Source organism: Jeotgalibaca dankookensis, assembly GCF_002005405.1.
Taxonomy (GTDB): Bacteria; Bacillota; Bacilli; order Lactobacillales; family Aerococcaceae; genus Jeotgalibaca; species Jeotgalibaca dankookensis.
On sequence record NZ_CP019728.1, the window covers coordinates 1,999,582 to 2,016,056 of the forward strand.

Consider the following 16,475-nt stretch of genomic DNA (forward strand, 5'->3'; position numbering starts at 1 on the left):
TTTGATGACAAGCTTTAAAATCGTTACTGATTCTACTGTAGAACTTTCTTCTCAAGAAATTGAGAAGTATGGCATTACTATCGTGCCACTTTCATCAATCATTGACGATGTGGTTTACTATGATGGCGTTACAATCAGTAAACCTGAATTTCTTGAAAAAATGAAGAACAATCCAGAACTACCTAAATCATCTCAACCAGCAGTAGGAGCCTTTCTAGACGTTTTTACGCAGTTAACGGCTGACGGGGCGGATGTTTTATCTATAAATGTCACCAATACGTTAAGCGGAACCGTGAACTCTGCGCGCCAAGCAGCAGATATTTCAGGCGATAAAGTAACCGTTATTGACTCTGAATTTTGTGCACGCGCTATGGGTTTTCAAGTCCTTGAAGCGGCTAAGTGTGCAGAAGCGGGGATGACAGTAACAGAAACATTGACTTATTTAGAAGAAACGAAAAAACGAACGCTTCTTTATATTGCCATTGTCAATTTAGAAAACATGGTCAAGGGCGGCCGAATAGGAAAAACAATGGGTTTGGTAACAAGCTTTTTAAATGTGAAAATAAATCTCCAAATGATAAAAGGCGCTTTGGTTTCTGATAAAAAAGGGCGTGGAACCAAAGCAATTGTGAATCGTTACGAGGCAATTATTGCAGAAGTAAAAGAAAAGTACTCAGAAGTTGAATCTATTGGCGTAACCCATGATGGTTTGACTAGCTACTCAAATAAAATTGTTCAAATGCTAAAGGATGCTTTTCCTGATGTTGAACTCTATATTTCATATGCCAGTGCTAGTGTCATGACCCATGCAGGGCCGGATGCGGTTTGTGTGCAATTTTTGAAAAAATAAGGAAATTAAATACAGGAAGCGCGCCTATTAACCAATAAGTGCGCTTCCTGTATTTCTATTCAAGATAAAAGTAGAGTGAGTGCAACAAATAAGTTTCTTGGTATTTTGTCGCTAATTTCAATAAATGTCTTTTGACAGTCGCCAAGGTACCACTCCCATTTCGATAGTTCTCTAACGTTTTTACGAAACGCTTTTCTTCTTGTGAAGTAGCTTTTCCTTTGAAGTAGCCCCAAATATGAAGCGCGGCATTTTCCGCTTGTCCCACTTGGATTTCTTTAGCAAGTGCATTTTCAATTAGGGTATAAAAAGCTCTTACCGGGTAACTTGCTTTGTCTTTTAATAGTGTGCGGATCCGTTCGTAGTCGGCAGGTGATTTCTCTAATACCAAATACTTATAGCGTGCCCATTCTTTCTCTAACAAAGAAATATTAGCATCAACTTCAGTGGCATTTACACATTTAAGAGCAGAAATATTTTTATCTTTTACTTCCAACATGATATCGATTGATTGGTCAGTCAGTCCCTCGTAAAATGCTAAGAAGGTTTCGAGATTGATTGTTTGGGTATGTGCACCGAGTCTTTTTTTTGAAGCCTGTTGAGAATAGTGAATTTTTTGTTTCCCATCTTCTGCTTTCCAGGTATTTTTTACTTGATCAATCCACTGACTATCACTTCCGAATTCAGGAGGGGGATTGATAGCGTGATGTAAATTATCGTACACGACGGGAATGCCTAATGTCTCTGCTAAGGTGAGTACATCGACGATATTGTAGAGACGATCATCGTTTTCAATAATCAAACGTTTTTTGACAGCGGAACTCAAACGTTGGAAGTTCTCAGCAAAACGCGCCATGGCTTCTTCTTTATCTCCATATACGCCACCGACATGTAAGATTATTTTGTGGTCGTAGCCACTCCCTAAGCAGTCTAGTACCTTACTATGATAGTCCAAATCTAAGATAGCTCTCTCAACAACGTCTTCTCGTGGAGAATTCAAAACTGTATATTGGCCAGGGTGAAAGGATAGACGCATGTTACTTTTTTTGACTTTCGCTGCAATCCTTTGAAAAGTGTCATGATGAATATTCCACCATGCGAGTTGATTAACCGGACTAGAACCAAATGGAATGAGGTCTGAACTAATTCGAAAGAGTCGAATATTATTTTCAATGTTGTAATCAATCATTTTTTCTAATGCTTCTAAATTATGCTGGGTAACTTGTGTTAACATTTCGTTAGTAGCATTGCGCTTAATAACGCTACGCATTGCCGTGTTTGGTGTTCCTACATTTAAACAGGCATAACCGATACTCATACAATCACTCCTTTTATGTGCCTATTATACTAATAGACGCAATCTTAAACCATTTATAAGAACCTGAATTATTCATACTTCTAAATTTTCCTTATTAATTTAGGAAAACCGTTGGTTTATACTTTTTTATCATTGTATTCCGAATGTGAATCGCACCATTGTTTCAAATTTTGTTTGCGTTCAAGAATCAGTACGAAAAACTTCCGGTTTTTGGGCGCACGATCCCCTTGGAATTCATTAATTTTTTTAAAATTTCAGTTGGCTCTCGGCCCTACCAACAGAGTTGCTGGATTTTGTCCAATAAGTGGTAGAACAGGTTTTGGTAGACATGGGAAGAGCTCGTCTTCAAAAACAACTTTCGGCCACTGCGGACCAGCTTGCCAGCCACTTTGAAGAGGCGCAGGCGCAAGGTGTCTACTTGGAAGGCCGCTTCTTTCGCCGGTAAACAGATTGTTTTCACGAAGTTGACCAGGTTGTAAGCCAAGAGGCTTACCATCATCCGGCCATGGTTTTCCAGAAAACAGGAGCTATCCGTCTTGTCGAAATGGAAACCGTTCTTCGCTTCCTTGATATAATTCTCCATGGTGCCACGCTTGTGGTACAGCTGGAACATTACTTTGGCGGATACATTCTCCGAAAAGTTCGTCACCAAGTATTCATGGCGAAACGTTAATTCCCCTGCATCGCGTGTCGATTTGATGCAGACACGCCTCTTTTTTTCCCAACTGCTGGCTTGATAGGTTGTCGAGTAATAGTAGACTTCCCGGTGTTCCCAGGGATGGTCGTCGCCGATCAAGACGAAAGATTCGGCCAACTTGGCCAGTTTCGCATTCGCCTTGAGGCGAATCACATAATAACTTTTGTAGGTTTCACAGGTATCATAGACTTCCGGTGTCGCAAATCCGCTATCTCCACGCACCATGATATCGGTGCACGGGAGGGTGTGGCTGTAATGCTCCAGCATTGGCTCCAGAAATGTTTTCACCCCATTTGAGGTATAAACATTGCCAGAACGAAGTTCTGCTTTCAGGAAATCACCCGTTAGGCCATCGAAAGCGACCAAGGGATGGTACCCGTTCGTGCCATAGTGGGCATTGTAGTTGGCAGCCTCTTGATTACCGAATGTATCGGAATGAGTGGAATCCAAATCGATGATGAGTTCGGTCGCATTCCGTTTCGTCCGCGCTTTATCAATTATGGCTTGATTCAGGCTTTGGAATTGGGAGATGGTTGCCTCCGTTATTCGGTCCCAGAACCGAGAAAGAGACGCTTGCGATGCAATCCCGTCCTTATCAAGCACCAAACGGAAAATAGGATCTTCCTTCAGTAAATTGGCGGAAGAATCCGTAGCGTATCCGGCAATCAACTGGAACAAGAGTTGCTCCAGCAAGGAAATGTTGTCATGATGCCAGTAGTGTCGGTTGTCCTGGAAGGTGAGAGAATGGGTAGCTAATGTTGAGAAGCCAATGGAATCCATGAATTCTTTTACCAAAATCAGCCCAGAATCGGTGGAAAGATTTCCGCCCGTATTATTTACGACCATGTTTGAGTTGAAATTTACGCGTTTTTCCTGTAATGTAGCCATTGAGAGAACCCCTTTCATGGTTTAGTTTAGTCGCTTTAACCATAGCAGATTGGGGTTCTTTTTGTACACCCAAAGGGTGTCGGATAACTAAACAAAAAACAGTGTTGGAACAACGCTTAGAGAGCATTTTAGAAAAACTATGAATTATTCAGGAAGAAAATAAATTTCTTTAACTCGTTATTTCTATCTTTACCTTGACCTTCTTTCCATAGGGTGGTAAGTTAAAATATAAAAAATTGTAAAGATGGTCAAAGGAGAGGGGAAATAAAAATGTCAAACTGGGAAACAAAATTTGTTAAAGAGGGTTATACATTTGATGACGTACTACTTATTCCAGCAGAAAGCCACGTTCTACCGAATGATGTCGATATTTCTGTACAACTTGCGGATAACATTCGTTTGAATGTTCCTATTTTAAGCGCGAGTATGGATACTGTTACCGAATCGGAAATGGCAATTGCGATGGCACGTAGTGGCGCTTTGGGTGTCGTTCATAAAAATATGTCTATCCAAGAACAAGCAGATGAAGTGCGAAAAGTAAAACGCTCTGAAAGTGGCATTATCAAAGACCCTTTTTTCCTAACTCCAGATCGATTAGTTAGCGAAGCACATAATTTAATGACCACTTATAATATTAGCGGTGTTCCGGTTGTAAATGATATCAAAGAACGTGAGCTTGTGGGTATTTTGACCAACCGTGATTTACGCTTTATTTCGGATTATACACAAGCAATTGGGGATGTGATGACCAAAGAAGAGCTTGTAACAGCACCCGTTGGAACGTCCATTGAAGAAGCCGGTCGTATTTTACAACAATATAAAATTGAAAAACTACCTTTAGTTGATGACAAAGGAAAATTAGCAGGTCTCATTACCATTAGAGATATTGAACAAATGATCGAATTTCCAAATGCCGCTAAAGATGCAGACGGACGCTTGCTCGTTGCAGCAGCGGTGGGAGTAACTTCTGATACCTTTGAGCGTTCACAAGCCTTGATAGATGCAGGGGTGGATGCGATTGTTATCGATACAGCCCACGGTCATAGTGCAGGTGTAATTCGTAAAATTCGTGAAATCCGCCAACAATTTCCTGATACAACTTTAATTGCTGGAAACGTAGCGACAGCAGAAGGAACGCGGGCACTATTTGAAACAGGTGTTGATGTTGTTAAAGTAGGAATTGGTCCAGGTTCGATTTGTACAACGCGTGTTGTTGCTGGAGTTGGCGTTCCCCAAATTACCGCTATCTATGACGCTGCTAGCGTAGCGCGTGAATTTGGTAAAACAATTATTGCCGATGGTGGGATTAAATATTCAGGCGATATTGTTAAAGCTATGGCAGCTGGGGGACATGCCGTTATGTTAGGAAGCTTATTAGCAGGTACGGATGAATCACCAGGTGAATTTGAAATTTTCCAAGGACGTCGTTTCAAAACGTATCGCGGAATGGGAAGTTTGGCCGCTATGGAAAAAGGGTCAAGTGATCGCTACTTCCAAGGGGGCGTAAATGAAGCCAACAAATTAGTTCCGGAAGGAATTGAAGGTCGTGTTTCTTATAAAGGGCCAACCAGCGATATTATTTTCCAAATGCTTGGTGGCGTACGCTCTGGTATGGGTTATGTAGGCGCAGCTAATCTAGAAGAGTTGCGAGAAAATGCTCAATTTATGCGTATGACAGGTGCAGGTCTGATTGAATCTCATCCGCACGATGTCCAAATTACGAAGGAAGCACCAAATTATTCAATGAAGTCTTAAAACAAAGCCACTGCCTTTTGGGTAGTGGCTTTTATAGTAGGCTTGTTTATAAAAGCATATAAAAAAAACAGGCTTTCTTAACGATTCCTTTATGTTTTTTTGGTAAACTGATAGCAATTATTGATAAAAAGAGGTGTAACAATGGATAAACTACTAATTGTTGATGATGACCGTGAAATTGTAGATTTATTAAGTATCTATTCTCGAAATGAAGGTTACGAGGTATTGAAAGCTTACAACGGGATAGAAGCGCTTCAGTTGTTAAAGCAACACTTAAATATTCAGTTAGTTATTTTAGATGTCATGATGCCGCGTAAAGATGGAATTACCGTCTTAACAGAATTACGTGAAAGTGACAATCATATTCCTGTTCTCATGCTGAGTGCAAAGACGACAGATATGGATAAAATTCAAGGCCTCACTTCAGGGGCGGATGACTATGTATCCAAGCCGTTTAATCCACTGGAAGTCATGGCCCGTATTAAGTCGTTATTGCGCCGATCATCTATGACCCAACAAGAAATAGAAGGAAATGTCATTGAGCGGGGACCACTTATCATTAAAAAAGAATCACACGAAGTGAAAACACTAACCGGTAAAGAAATTCAATTAACGGCTTTGGAATTTGGAATCCTCTACTTATTAGCCAGCAACCCTAATCGTGTTTTTAGTGCGGATGAAATATTTGAACGTGTTTGGCTACAAGAGAGTATCGTTTCAGCGAAAACGGTCATGGTTCATGTGAGTCATTTACGGGATAAAATTGAAAAAGCCACAGGCGGAGAAAAAGTTATTCAAACTGTTTGGGGTGTAGGTTACAAAATCTCAGAATAAGAAAGGGTTCTTGATTTGCCAAAATTAAAACTCACGAGAAAAGAGCTAGGGGAACTAATTTTTGAAGCTATCGTTACAATGACCATGTTATTTTTCCTGTTCGTCGGTTTTTATTTAATCTTTAATCAAATCGTACAAACGCCTTCTGATCTTTTAATCAAGACGAATTCTTTGTGGGATATGATTTTGTATTTTGATTTTATTCTTTTAGAATACCGGGTTGTTTTTTTGATATTTGCTTTGTTAGTATCCATTCTTTTTACTTGGTGGCGATTATTTCGGCGCTACAATCAAATGCAATTGCGTCATATTTTAGCTGAGCTCCATTATATTGCATCAGGAAATTTTGATCATCGTATTAAAGCTAACTTAACGGGAGATATGAACGATGTAGTTAATAGTATAAATACGTTAGTTGAGAGTACCGTAGCTGCTATGGATGAAGAACGTAAGATTGAACAATCTAAAGACGAGCTGATAACCAATGTCAGTCATGATATTCGGACCCCGCTTACTTCGATTATTGGCTATTTGGGTTTAATCGAAGATAAGCAGTATTCTTCTATAGAAGACTTAGAACGTTATATTCATATCGCTTACGAAAAAGCACTGCAAATGAAAGTGCTAGTTGATGATCTTTTTGAATATACCAAAGTCCGCCAACCAGCCACACCGCTTAATTATACCAAGTTAGATTTGGGGAAGTTTTTAGAGCAAGTTGCGGCTGAGTTTGAATTAGAATCAGCTAGACGAAAAATCGAAATAGAAGTAATAATGAAAACAGACCCGCTCATGATTGAGGTAGATGTAGACAAAATTGTTCGTGTTTTTGGGAACCTTGTTTCGAACGCTTTGAAATATGGAGAAAAAGAAGGCTGGATTAAAATCCAAGCAGATAAGGTCGGTTCAGAGGCCATTATTTCGGTTATTAATAGTGGGGAGAAAATTCCTCAAGAAGCTCTGGAAGAATTGTTTGGACGATTCTATCGCTTAGAAAGTTCGCGCTCCCAACAAACAGGTGGAACAGGCCTAGGATTAGCAATTGCACAAAGTATCGTTGCCCTGCATAGTGGTTATATCTACGCCGAATCTGATGATGAAGAAACAAAATTTGTGATGCATTTACCCTTAACACAATCAAGCGAGTAAGCATTGTATTTATAAGCTATTTCCGATATTATAGTAAAGAACTTTAATTTGACGGGAGTAGTAGAAAAATGTATAAGATGAAAAAATGGGCAGTCGGTATTGTAACCACAGGTATGTTAGGAAGCACCCTTTTCGCCACAAGAACAGTATCAGCAGTAGAGCCAATATCAGTTTCAGCAGAAGCAGCCTTTGTAATGGATAATGGAACGAATAAAGTTTTATTAGACCAAAACGGCAATGAACCTTTATACATTGCTTCTATGACGAAACTATTACCAATATATTTAATAAATCAAGCAGTTGAAGAAGAAACCATCAGCTGGGATACAGCGGTTCCGATTAGTGATTATGCTAAGGCTATTAGTCAAAATTATGAGTTATCTAATGTGCCATTGCGACAAGACTTTGACTATACGGTAAAGGATTTATACGAAGCAATGGTTATTTATTCTGCAAACGGGGCAACAATTGCGGTTTCTGAATTGTTAGCAGGATCTGAACCAGCTTTTGTTGATCTTATGAAAAAACAGCTGGATGAATGGGGAATAGAAGGTTACAGTCTTTATAATGTAACGGGATTACCAAATAATTACGCATCAGAATTAGGAAATCTCTATCCAGACGCTCCTGTTAATGAGGAAAACAAATTATCAGCGCGCGGTGTAGCTACTGTGGCGGATCACTTGTTAGATGATTATCCAGAAGTTCTGGAAACCGCAAAAATCCAAGAGAAAATATTTATGGAAGGTTCAGGCGATGAAGTGCGTATGACCACTTATAATTTAATGTTGCCCGACCAACTTTATGCGCGACCAGCTGTAGATGGACTGAAGACAGGAACAACCGATGCATCGGGTGCGTCTTTTACAGGAACTGCTTTAGAAAATGATATGCGTGTGATTACAGTTATTATTGGTGCCGAAGACAATTTGATGCGCTTTGGAGAAACAGGACGGCTGATGAATTATGCCTTCACGAACTTTGAGAAAGTTCAAGTTGGAGAAAAAGGAATGGCTGTAGAAACTGAAAAACCGCTGACAGTTGATAAGGGGAAACAAGAAGAAGTTGATTTAATTTATAGCGAAGATGCGTATGTAGTCACTGCGACTGAAGAAGCAGAACGTACAATAACGACAGAGCTTTCTTTAGACACGGAGTTACTAAATGAAAAAGGACTTATAGAAGCACCTATTGAAAAAGACACCAAAGTTGGAGAAATCAGTATTTCAGTTGAAGGTGAAGAGTCAGATTATATAGGAGATTCCTCTAATCAAGCCAGTGTCGCAGTTGGCAGTACTATTGAAAAAGCGAATGCTTTTGTCTTAGCTGGCCGGTGGATTACTAACACGGTTTCCAATGGTTGGAACAATATGACTGAATTTATAAGTGGCTTCTTCAATTAAGTTGACGAATGAATGAAACATCTAGTAAAATAGATTCAAACAACTTTATAAATCGCTAAGCATGTAGCTAGTAAGCAAAATGAAACAACCAGAGAGTCGGTGGTAGGTGCGAACCGATTGTATCATTTGCTGAATCCATACGTGAAGCAAACAATGAAAACGAGCTAATCGACTAAATTGTTTCGGGTCCCCGTTATCGTCACAAAGTGCGGATGCTTTTGCGTCCGAAGCTGGGTGGTACCGCGAACGAGAAGTCACTTCGTCCCAATATATTTCGATATGGGATGAAGTGACTTCTTTTATATAACGAGGAGGAAAAAAGATGCTAGATATGAAAAGAATTCGCGATGATTATGAAGGAATGGTTGAGCAATTAGCTAAACGCGGTGTAGATGAAAGTGAGTTAAAAAATTTATACCAATTAGATCAAGAGCGCCGAAAGCAAATTGCTGAGACTGAAAATTTGAAGAAACTACGTAATCAAGTTTCACAAGATATTGCAACACTTAAACGTAACAAAGAAAATGCTGATGATAAAATTGCAGAAATGCAAAATGTCGGGGAAAAGATTAAACAGCTCGATACCGAGTTACACGAAGTGGAAGAACAAATAACTTATATAGCGGCCCGTTTACCAAATGTTCCCCATGAATCCGTTCCTGTAGGGGAAGATGAAGATGATAACGTTGAAATACGTAAATGGGGTAAACCTCGCGAGTTCGACTTTACACCTAAAGCGCACTACGAAGTGGCAGAAGATTTAGGAATTCTAGACTTTGAGCGAGCAGCAAAAGTAACCGGTTCACGTTTTGTCTTCTATAAAGGACTAGGTGCGCGTTTGGAACGTGCATGCTATAACTATATGCTCGATTTACATTCCGAAGAACACGGATATTTAGAAGTTATCCCACCATACATGACAAACGAAGCATCTATGTTTGGTACAGGCCAATTTCCTAAGTTCAAAGAAGATGTATTCCAATTAGAAGATGAACGTCATTTTACCTTAATTCCAACTGCGGAAGTTCCTTTAACAAACTATTACCGCGATGAGATATTAAATGAAGCAGACTTACCGATTTATTTTACGGCAATGAGCCCATCTTTCCGTTCGGAAGCCGGAAGTGCAGGCCGTGATACACGAGGTCTTATTCGTATGCACCAGTTCCATAAAGTTGAAATGGTTAAATTTAGTAAACCATCAGAATCTTATGATGAATTAGAAAAAATGACAGATGATGCAGAGTCAGTTTTACGTAACCTCAAACTACCGCATCGTACAATCGTATTGAGTACAGGTGATATGGGATTCTCAGCTGCTAAAACATATGACGTTGAAGTTTGGGTTCCAGCGCAAGATACTTATCGTGAGATTTCTTCTTGTTCGAATACGGAAGATTTCCAAGCACGTCGCGCAATGATCCGTTACCGTTCAGAAGAAACAGGATCTATTGCTTACTTGCATACTTTGAATGGTTCGGGTGTTGCTGTAGGACGAACAGTAACTGCAATTCTAGAAAATTATCAAAATGAAGACGGTTCTATAACAGTACCAGATGTTCTTGTTCCCTACATGGGCGGTATTACAAAAATTACTAAAGAAAATGCTTTAAATAAAAAATAAAAAAGGTGGTTAGTAAAATGACTTTAGAAAAAGCAACGTTTGCTGGTGGCTGTTTCTGGTGCATGGTAAAACCCTTTGATTCACTACCAGGGATTGAATCAGTTGTATCAGGATATACAGGTGGCCATGTTGAAAATCCTACTTACGAACAAGTTACAACAGGTAGGACAGGGCATACGGAAGCCGTTCAAATTACTTTTGATCCTGAGATATTTCCATATAAAGATTTAGTAGAAGTATACTGGCAACAAACAGATCCTACCGATCCAAATGGACAGTTTGTTGATCAAGGGAATTCATACAGACCTGCAATATTTTTCCATTCAGAAGAACAGAGAAAGATAGCTGAGGAATCGAAAAAAGAGTTGCAAGAAAGTGGGCGATTCTTAAAACCTATTATTACACCTATTGAACCTGCTCAACCTTTTTATGAAGCAGAACAATATCACCAAGACTTTTATAAAAAATCTGCTAGCCATTACAATCGTTACCGTGCGCATTCTGGTAGAGATAGCTATATTAATAAACATTGGTAAAATGAAGGGATTATAAAGATATTCACGTCAAGGAGTTAGGCTCAACTCTAGCTCCTTGTTTTTTTATGCCTAAAATATGCTTTGAAATTTAAAATTAACTTGCCAAAAGATATAATCCGGTGTATTATTAAATTCTGCTAGCAAATAAAAATATTTATTTGTTAGTAGAGATGAATTGACTTGACAGTTTTTTTATCTTAATGTAAGATAGTAACCGTATTTGTTAAAGAGATGTACGAAAACATTTTCAATGTTTTTCAAATTAAGTGTTGACACATTGAACAGCGCATGTTATTATTTAGAAGTTGTCACGAAGAGCAATACACGTAACACGTGATAACCTATTGACCTTTGAAAACTGAACAAAGAATGAACGAACCAAACGTGCAGGGCATCCTTCGGGATGCACAATTAGTCGACAGGTAACTGTCGCAACACAAGTAAGTCAGCAACAAATGAGCAATTAAACGTATCATTGTGGATCTCTGTACAAGAATCCATTATTAATGAGAGTTTGATCCTGGCTCAGGACGAACGCTGGCGGCGTGCCTAATACATGCAAGTCGAACGAACGGAAGAAGAGCTTGCTCTTTGGAAGTGAGTGGCGGACGGGTGAGTAACACGTGGGTAACCTGCCCTTCAGTGGGGGATAACATCCGGAAACGGGTGCTAATACCGCATAGGTTCTCTTTCCACATGGAAAGAGAAGGAAAGACGGCCTTTGTGCTGTCGCTGAGGGATGGACCCGCGGCGTATTAGTTAGTTGGTGGGGTAAAGGCCTACCAAGACCATGATACGTAGCCGACCTGAGAGGGTGATCGGCCACATTGGGACTGAGACACGGCCCAAACTCCTACGGGAGGCAGCAGTAGGGAATCTTCCGCAATGGACGCAAGTCTGACGGAGCAACGCCGCGTGAGTGAAGAAGGTTTTCGGATCGTAAAACTCTGTTGTCGGAGAAGAACACGTAAGCGAGTAACTGCGCTTACCATGACGGTACCCGACCAGAAAGCCACGGCTAACTACGTGCCAGCAGCCGCGGTAATACGTAGGTGGCAAGCGTTGTCCGGATTTATTGGGCGTAAAGCGAGCGCAGGCGGTTCTTTAAGTCTGATGTGAAAGCCCACGGCTCAACCGTGGAAGGTCATTGGAAACTGGGGAACTTGAATGCAGAAGAGGAGAGTGGAATTCCATGTGTAGCGGTGAAATGCGTAGATATATGGAGGAACACCAGTGGCGAAGGCGACTCTCTGGTCTGTTATTGACGCTGAGGCTCGAAAGCGTGGGGAGCAAACAGGATTAGATACCCTGGTAGTCCACGCCGTAAACGATGAGTGCTAAGTGTTGGAGGGCTTCCACCTTTCAGTGCTGCAGTTAACGCATTAAGCACTCCGCCTGGGGAGTACGGCCGCAAGGCTGAAACTCAAAGGAATTGACGGGGACCCGCACAAGCGGTGGAGCATGTGGTTTAATTCGAAGCAACGCGAAGAACCTTACCAGGTCTTGACATCCCTTGACACGCCTAGAGATAGGCCGTTCCCTTCGGGGACAAGGTGACAGGTGGTGCATGGTTGTCGTCAGCTCGTGTCGTGAGATGTTGGGTTAAGTCCCGTAACGAGCGCAACCCTTATTGTTAGTTGCCAGCATTTAGTTGGGCACTCTAATGAGACTGCCGGTGATAAACCGGAGGAAGGTGGGGATGACGTCAAATCATCATGCCCCTTATGACCTGGGCTACACACGTGCTACAATGGATGGTACAACGAGCCGCTAACCCGCGAGGGCATGCGAATCTCTTAAAGCCATTCTCAGTTCGGATTGCAGGCTGCAACTCGCCTGCATGAAGCCGGAATCGCTAGTAATCGCGGATCAGAACGCCGCGGTGAATACGTTCCCGGGTCTTGTACACACCGCCCGTCACACCACGAGAGTTTGTAACACCCGAAGTCGGTGGGGTAACCCTTAGGGGAACCAGCCGCCTAAGGTGGGACGGATGATTGGGGTGAAGTCGTAACAAGGTAGCCGTATCGGAAGGTGCGGCTGGATCACCTCCTTTCTAAGGAAAAATCGGAACCTGCCGGTTCATTCATTCTTGTTCAGTTTTGAGAGGTTAATCCTACTCACTATACAGGAGAACCATCTTACCGGAATCTCTTGGGCCTATAGCTCAGCTGGTTAGAGCGCACGCCTGATAAGCGTGAGGTCGATGGTTCGAGTCCATTTAGGCCCATTCCTTTTTTAGGGAGTTCCTGTGTCATTATAAAGCCCTGGGGGCTTAGCTCAGCTGGGAGAGCGCCTGCCTTGCACGCAGGAGGTCAGCGGTTCGATCCCGCTAGTCTCCATTAGTAACCATTCTGGTTACTTCTTTTGTTCCTTGAAAACTGAATACCATAACATGAAAGTAACAAAGAAAGACCAAAACATTTATACCGCGTTCATAGAGGATTATTCCCTATGATGGCCAGCAATGGCCGAAACTTGACTCAGGTTAAGTGAATAAGGGCGCACGGTGGATGCCTTGGCACTAGGAGCCGATGAAGGACGGGACTAACACCGATATGCTCCGGGGAGCTGTAAGTAAGCTGTGATCCGGAGATTTCCGAATGGGGGAACCCCATATCTGTTATAGGATATGACGTAGACGTGAATACATAGCGTGTACGAGGTAGACGCAGGGAACTGAAACATCTCATTACCTGCAGGAAGAGAAAGAAAAATCGATTCCCTGAGTAGCGGCGAGCGAAACGGGAAAAGCCCAAACCAAAGAGCTTGCTCTTTGGGGTTGTAGGACTGGGACATGGGATGGCGTGAGATAGCAGAAGCCAACTGGAAAGTTGCGCGATAAAGGGTAAAAGCCCCGTATGCGAAATTGACCGTCACCCTACCAGTATCCTGAGTACGGCGGAACACGCGAAATTCCGTCGGAATCCGGGAGGACCATCTCCCAAGGCTAAATACTCCCTAGTGACCGATAGTGAACCAGTACCGTGAGGGAAAGGTGAAAAGCACCCCGGAAGGGGAGTGAAAGAGTACCTGAAACCGTGTGCTTACAAGTAGTCAGAGCCCGTTAATGGGTGATGGCGTACCTTTTGTAGAATGGACCGGCGAGTTACGATCCCATGCGAGGTTAAGCTGAAAAGGCGGAGCCGTAGCGAAAGCGAGTCTGAATAGGGCGAAGAAGTATGTGGTCGTAGACCCGAAACCAGGTGACCTACCCATGTCCAGGTTGAAGGTGCGGTAATACGCACTGGAGGACCGAACCCACGTATGTTGAAAAATGCGGGGATGAGGTGTGGGTAGCGGAGAAATTCCAATCGAACCTGGAGATAGCTGGTTCTCTCCGAAATAGCTTTAGGGCTAGCCTCGGACGTATAAATCATGGAGGTAGAGCACTGTTTGGACTAGGGGCCCTTCTCGGGTTACCGAATTCAGATAAACTCCGAATGCCATTGATTTAAGTCCGGGAGTCAGACTGCGAGTGATAAGATCCGTAGTCGAAAGGGAAACAGCCCAGACCACCAGCTAAGGTCCCAAAGTATCTGTTAAGTGGAAAAGGATGTGGGGTTGCATAGACAACTAGGATGTTGGCTCAGAAGCAGCCATCATTTAAAGAGTGCGTAATAGCTCACTAGTCGAGTGACCCTGCGCCGAAAATTTACCGGGGCTAAACAGATCACCGAAGCTGTGGACAGAACCATTGGTTCTGTGGTAGGAGAGCGTTCTAAGGGCGTTGAAGCTGGACCGTGAGGACTGGTGGAGCGCTTAGAAGTGAGAATGCCGGTATGAGTAGCGAAAGACGGGTGAGAATCCCGTCCACCGTATGACTAAGGTTTCCTGGGGAAGGCTCGTCCTCCCAGGGTTAGTCGGGACCTAAGCCGAGGCCGATAGGCGTAGGCGATGGACAACAGGTTGATATTCCTGTACCAGTTGATTTTGTTTGACCAATGGAGGGACGCAGGAGGCTAAGGAAAGCGTGCGATCGGAAGAGCACGCCCAAGCAACACGTCTAGTGGTGAGTCAAATGCTTACCGCTGTGAAGGACAAGTTGTGATGGGGAGGGAAATTTAGTACCGAAGTTCCCAATGTCACACTGCCAAGAAAAGCTTCTAGTTAGAAATCAACTGCCCGTACCGCAAACCGACACAGGTAGTCGAGGAGAGCATCCTAAGGTGAGCGAGCGAACTCTCGTTAAGGAACTCGGCAAAATGACCCCGTAACTTCGGGAGAAGGGGTGCTGACCACATGGTCAGCCGCAGTGAATAGGCCCAAGCGACTGTTTATCAAAAACACAGGTCTCTGCTAAATCGAAAGATGACGTATAGGGGCTGACGCCTGCCCGGTGCTGGAAGGTTAAGAGGAGAGGTTAGCCGCAAGGCGACGCTTTGAATTGAAGCCCCAGTAAACGGCGGCCGTAACTATAACGGTCCTAAGGTAGCGAAATTCCTTGTCGGGTAAGTTCCGACCCGCACGAAAGGCGTAACGATTTGGGCACTGTCTCAACGAGAGACTCGGTGAAATTATAGTACCAGTGAAGATGCTGGTTACCCGCGACAGGACGGAAAGACCCCATGGAGCTTTACTGCAAGTTGATATTGATTGTTTCTGCTACACGTACAGGATAGGTAGGAGCCGTAGAAGTCGGGACGCTAGTTTCGATGGAGGCATCATTGGGATACTACCCTTGTAGCAGGACCAGTCTAACCCGCCACCCTAATCGGGTGGGGAGACAGTGTCAGTTGGGCAGTTTGACTGGGGCGGTCGCCTCCTAAAGAGTAACGGAGGCGCCCAAAGGTTCCCTCAGAATGGTTGGAAATCATTCGTAGAGTGCAAAGGCAGAAGGGAGCTTGACTGCGAGACAGACAAGTCGAGCAGGGACGAAAGTCGGGCTTAGTGATCCGGTGGTACCGCATGGAAGGGCCATCGCTCAACGGATAAAAGCTACCCTGGGGATAACAGGCTTATCTCCCCCAAGAGTTCACATCGACGGGGAGGTTTGGCACCTCGATGTCGGCTCGTCGCATCCTGGGGCTGTAGTCGGTCCCAAGGGTTGGGCTGTTCGCCCATTAAAGCGGCACGCGAGCTGGGTTCAGAACGTCGTGAGACAGTTCGGTCCCTATCCGTCGCGGGCGTTGGAAATTTGAGAGGAGCTGTCCTTAGTACGAGAGGACCGGGATGGACACACCTCTGGTGTACCAGTTGTTCTGCCAAGAGCATCGCTGGGTAGCTATGTGTGGAAGGGATAAACGCTGAAAGCATCTAAGCGTGAAGCCCCCCTCGAGATGAGATTTCCCATCATCTAGAATGAGTAAGACCCCTGAGAGACGATCAGGTAGATAGGCTAGGAGTGGAAGTACAGCGATGTATGGAGCGGACTAGTACTAATCGGTCGAGGACTTAACCACGAATAAAACAAGGTGGTTGTAA

9 protein-coding genes, 2 tRNA genes, 2 rRNA genes and 1 other annotated feature are annotated in these 16,475 nt (G+C 43.2%); of the genes, 11 read left to right on the forward strand and 2 right to left on the reverse strand.

Going from position 1 to position 16,475, the window contains the following annotated elements; all coding sequences use genetic code 11:
• Positions 1 to 4 precede the first annotated feature (4 nt).
• Positions 5 to 850: a DegV family protein gene (locus tag BW727_RS09925; RefSeq protein WP_062469595.1), complete on the forward strand. Its 846-nt coding sequence runs from the start codon at positions 5 to 7 to the stop codon at positions 848 to 850.
• 55 nt (positions 851 to 905) lie between these two features.
• Here the strand turns inward: BW727_RS09925 and uvsE are convergent, their stop codons facing one another.
• On the reverse strand, positions 906 to 2,165 hold the full coding sequence (gene uvsE / locus BW727_RS09930) for a UV DNA damage repair endonuclease UvsE (protein ID WP_062469592.1): 1,260 nt from the start codon (positions 2,163 to 2,165) through the stop codon (positions 906 to 908).
• Positions 2,166 to 2,436: 271 nt separating this feature from the next.
• On the reverse strand, positions 2,437 to 3,750 hold the full coding sequence (locus BW727_RS09935) for an IS1380 family transposase (protein WP_077795852.1): 1,314 nt from the start codon (positions 3,748 to 3,750) through the stop codon (positions 2,437 to 2,439).
• Positions 3,751 to 4,020: 270 nt separating this feature from the next.
• Here BW727_RS09935 and guaB point away from each other — a divergent pair, with 270 nt between their 5' ends.
• From guaB to BW727_RS09985, 10 genes are all read left to right on the forward strand, one after another.
• A complete protein-coding gene (guaB, locus tag BW727_RS09940; protein WP_062472378.1) occupies positions 4,021 to 5,505 on the forward strand; it encodes an IMP dehydrogenase in 1,485 nt (494 codons plus the stop codon).
• A gap of 141 nt (positions 5,506 to 5,646) precedes the next feature.
• A complete protein-coding gene (locus tag BW727_RS09945) occupies positions 5,647 to 6,339 on the forward strand; it encodes a response regulator transcription factor (RefSeq protein ID WP_062472376.1) in 693 nt (230 codons plus the stop codon).
• A 78-nt stretch (positions 6,340 to 6,417) separates the two neighbouring features.
• Positions 6,418 to 7,488, forward strand: coding sequence for a sensor histidine kinase (locus BW727_RS09950; protein ID WP_077795889.1), 1,071 nt, complete (start codon positions 6,418 to 6,420; stop codon positions 7,486 to 7,488).
• Between the two features lie 68 nt (positions 7,489 to 7,556).
• Positions 7,557 to 8,891, forward strand: a complete 1,335-nt coding sequence (locus tag BW727_RS09955; protein WP_062472369.1) for a serine hydrolase — start codon at positions 7,557 to 7,559, stop codon at positions 8,889 to 8,891.
• Between the two features lie 49 nt (positions 8,892 to 8,940).
• Positions 8,941 to 9,161 (forward strand) — a binding site (T-box leader).
• Between the two features lie 52 nt (positions 9,162 to 9,213).
• Positions 9,214 to 10,515, forward strand: coding sequence for a serine--tRNA ligase (gene serS, locus BW727_RS09960; RefSeq protein ID WP_062472366.1), 1,302 nt, complete (start codon positions 9,214 to 9,216; stop codon positions 10,513 to 10,515).
• A 17-nt stretch (positions 10,516 to 10,532) separates the two neighbouring features.
• Positions 10,533 to 11,051: a peptide-methionine (S)-S-oxide reductase MsrA gene (gene msrA, locus BW727_RS09965; protein ID WP_062472363.1), complete on the forward strand. Its 519-nt coding sequence runs from the start codon at positions 10,533 to 10,535 to the stop codon at positions 11,049 to 11,051.
• A 502-nt stretch (positions 11,052 to 11,553) separates the two neighbouring features.
• A 16S ribosomal RNA gene (locus tag BW727_RS09970) occupies positions 11,554 to 13,107 on the forward strand.
• Positions 13,108 to 13,207: 100 nt separating this feature from the next.
• A tRNA-Ile gene (locus BW727_RS09975) sits at positions 13,208 to 13,281 on the forward strand.
• Positions 13,282 to 13,320: 39 nt separating this feature from the next.
• Positions 13,321 to 13,393 (forward strand) — tRNA-Ala (locus BW727_RS09980).
• A 144-nt stretch (positions 13,394 to 13,537) separates the two neighbouring features.
• Positions 13,538 to 16,453, forward strand: a 23S ribosomal RNA gene (locus BW727_RS09985).
• Together the 16S and 23S rRNA genes with 2 tRNA genes alongside form the textbook arrangement of a ribosomal RNA operon.
• The last annotated feature ends 22 nt before the right edge of the window (positions 16,454 to 16,475 follow it).

Coding starts and splice junctions, on each gene's coding strand:
- BW727_RS09925 (WP_062469595.1), top strand. CDS start 5: ATGACAAGCTTTAAAATCGTTACTGATTCTACTGTAGAACTTTCTTCT.
- uvsE (WP_062469592.1), bottom strand. CDS start 2,165: ATGAGTATCGGTTATGCCTGTTTAAATGTAGGAACACCAAACACGGCA.
- BW727_RS09935 (WP_077795852.1), bottom strand. CDS start 3,750: ATGGCTACATTACAGGAAAAACGCGTAAATTTCAACTCAAACATGGTC.
- guaB (WP_062472378.1), top strand. CDS start 4,021: ATGTCAAACTGGGAAACAAAATTTGTTAAAGAGGGTTATACATTTGAT.
- BW727_RS09945 (WP_062472376.1), top strand. CDS start 5,647: ATGGATAAACTACTAATTGTTGATGATGACCGTGAAATTGTAGATTTA.
- BW727_RS09950 (WP_077795889.1), top strand. CDS start 6,418: ATGACCATGTTATTTTTCCTGTTCGTCGGTTTTTATTTAATCTTTAAT.
- BW727_RS09955 (WP_062472369.1), top strand. CDS start 7,557: ATGTATAAGATGAAAAAATGGGCAGTCGGTATTGTAACCACAGGTATG.
- serS (WP_062472366.1), top strand. CDS start 9,214: ATGCTAGATATGAAAAGAATTCGCGATGATTATGAAGGAATGGTTGAG.
- msrA (WP_062472363.1), top strand. CDS start 10,533: ATGACTTTAGAAAAAGCAACGTTTGCTGGTGGCTGTTTCTGGTGCATG.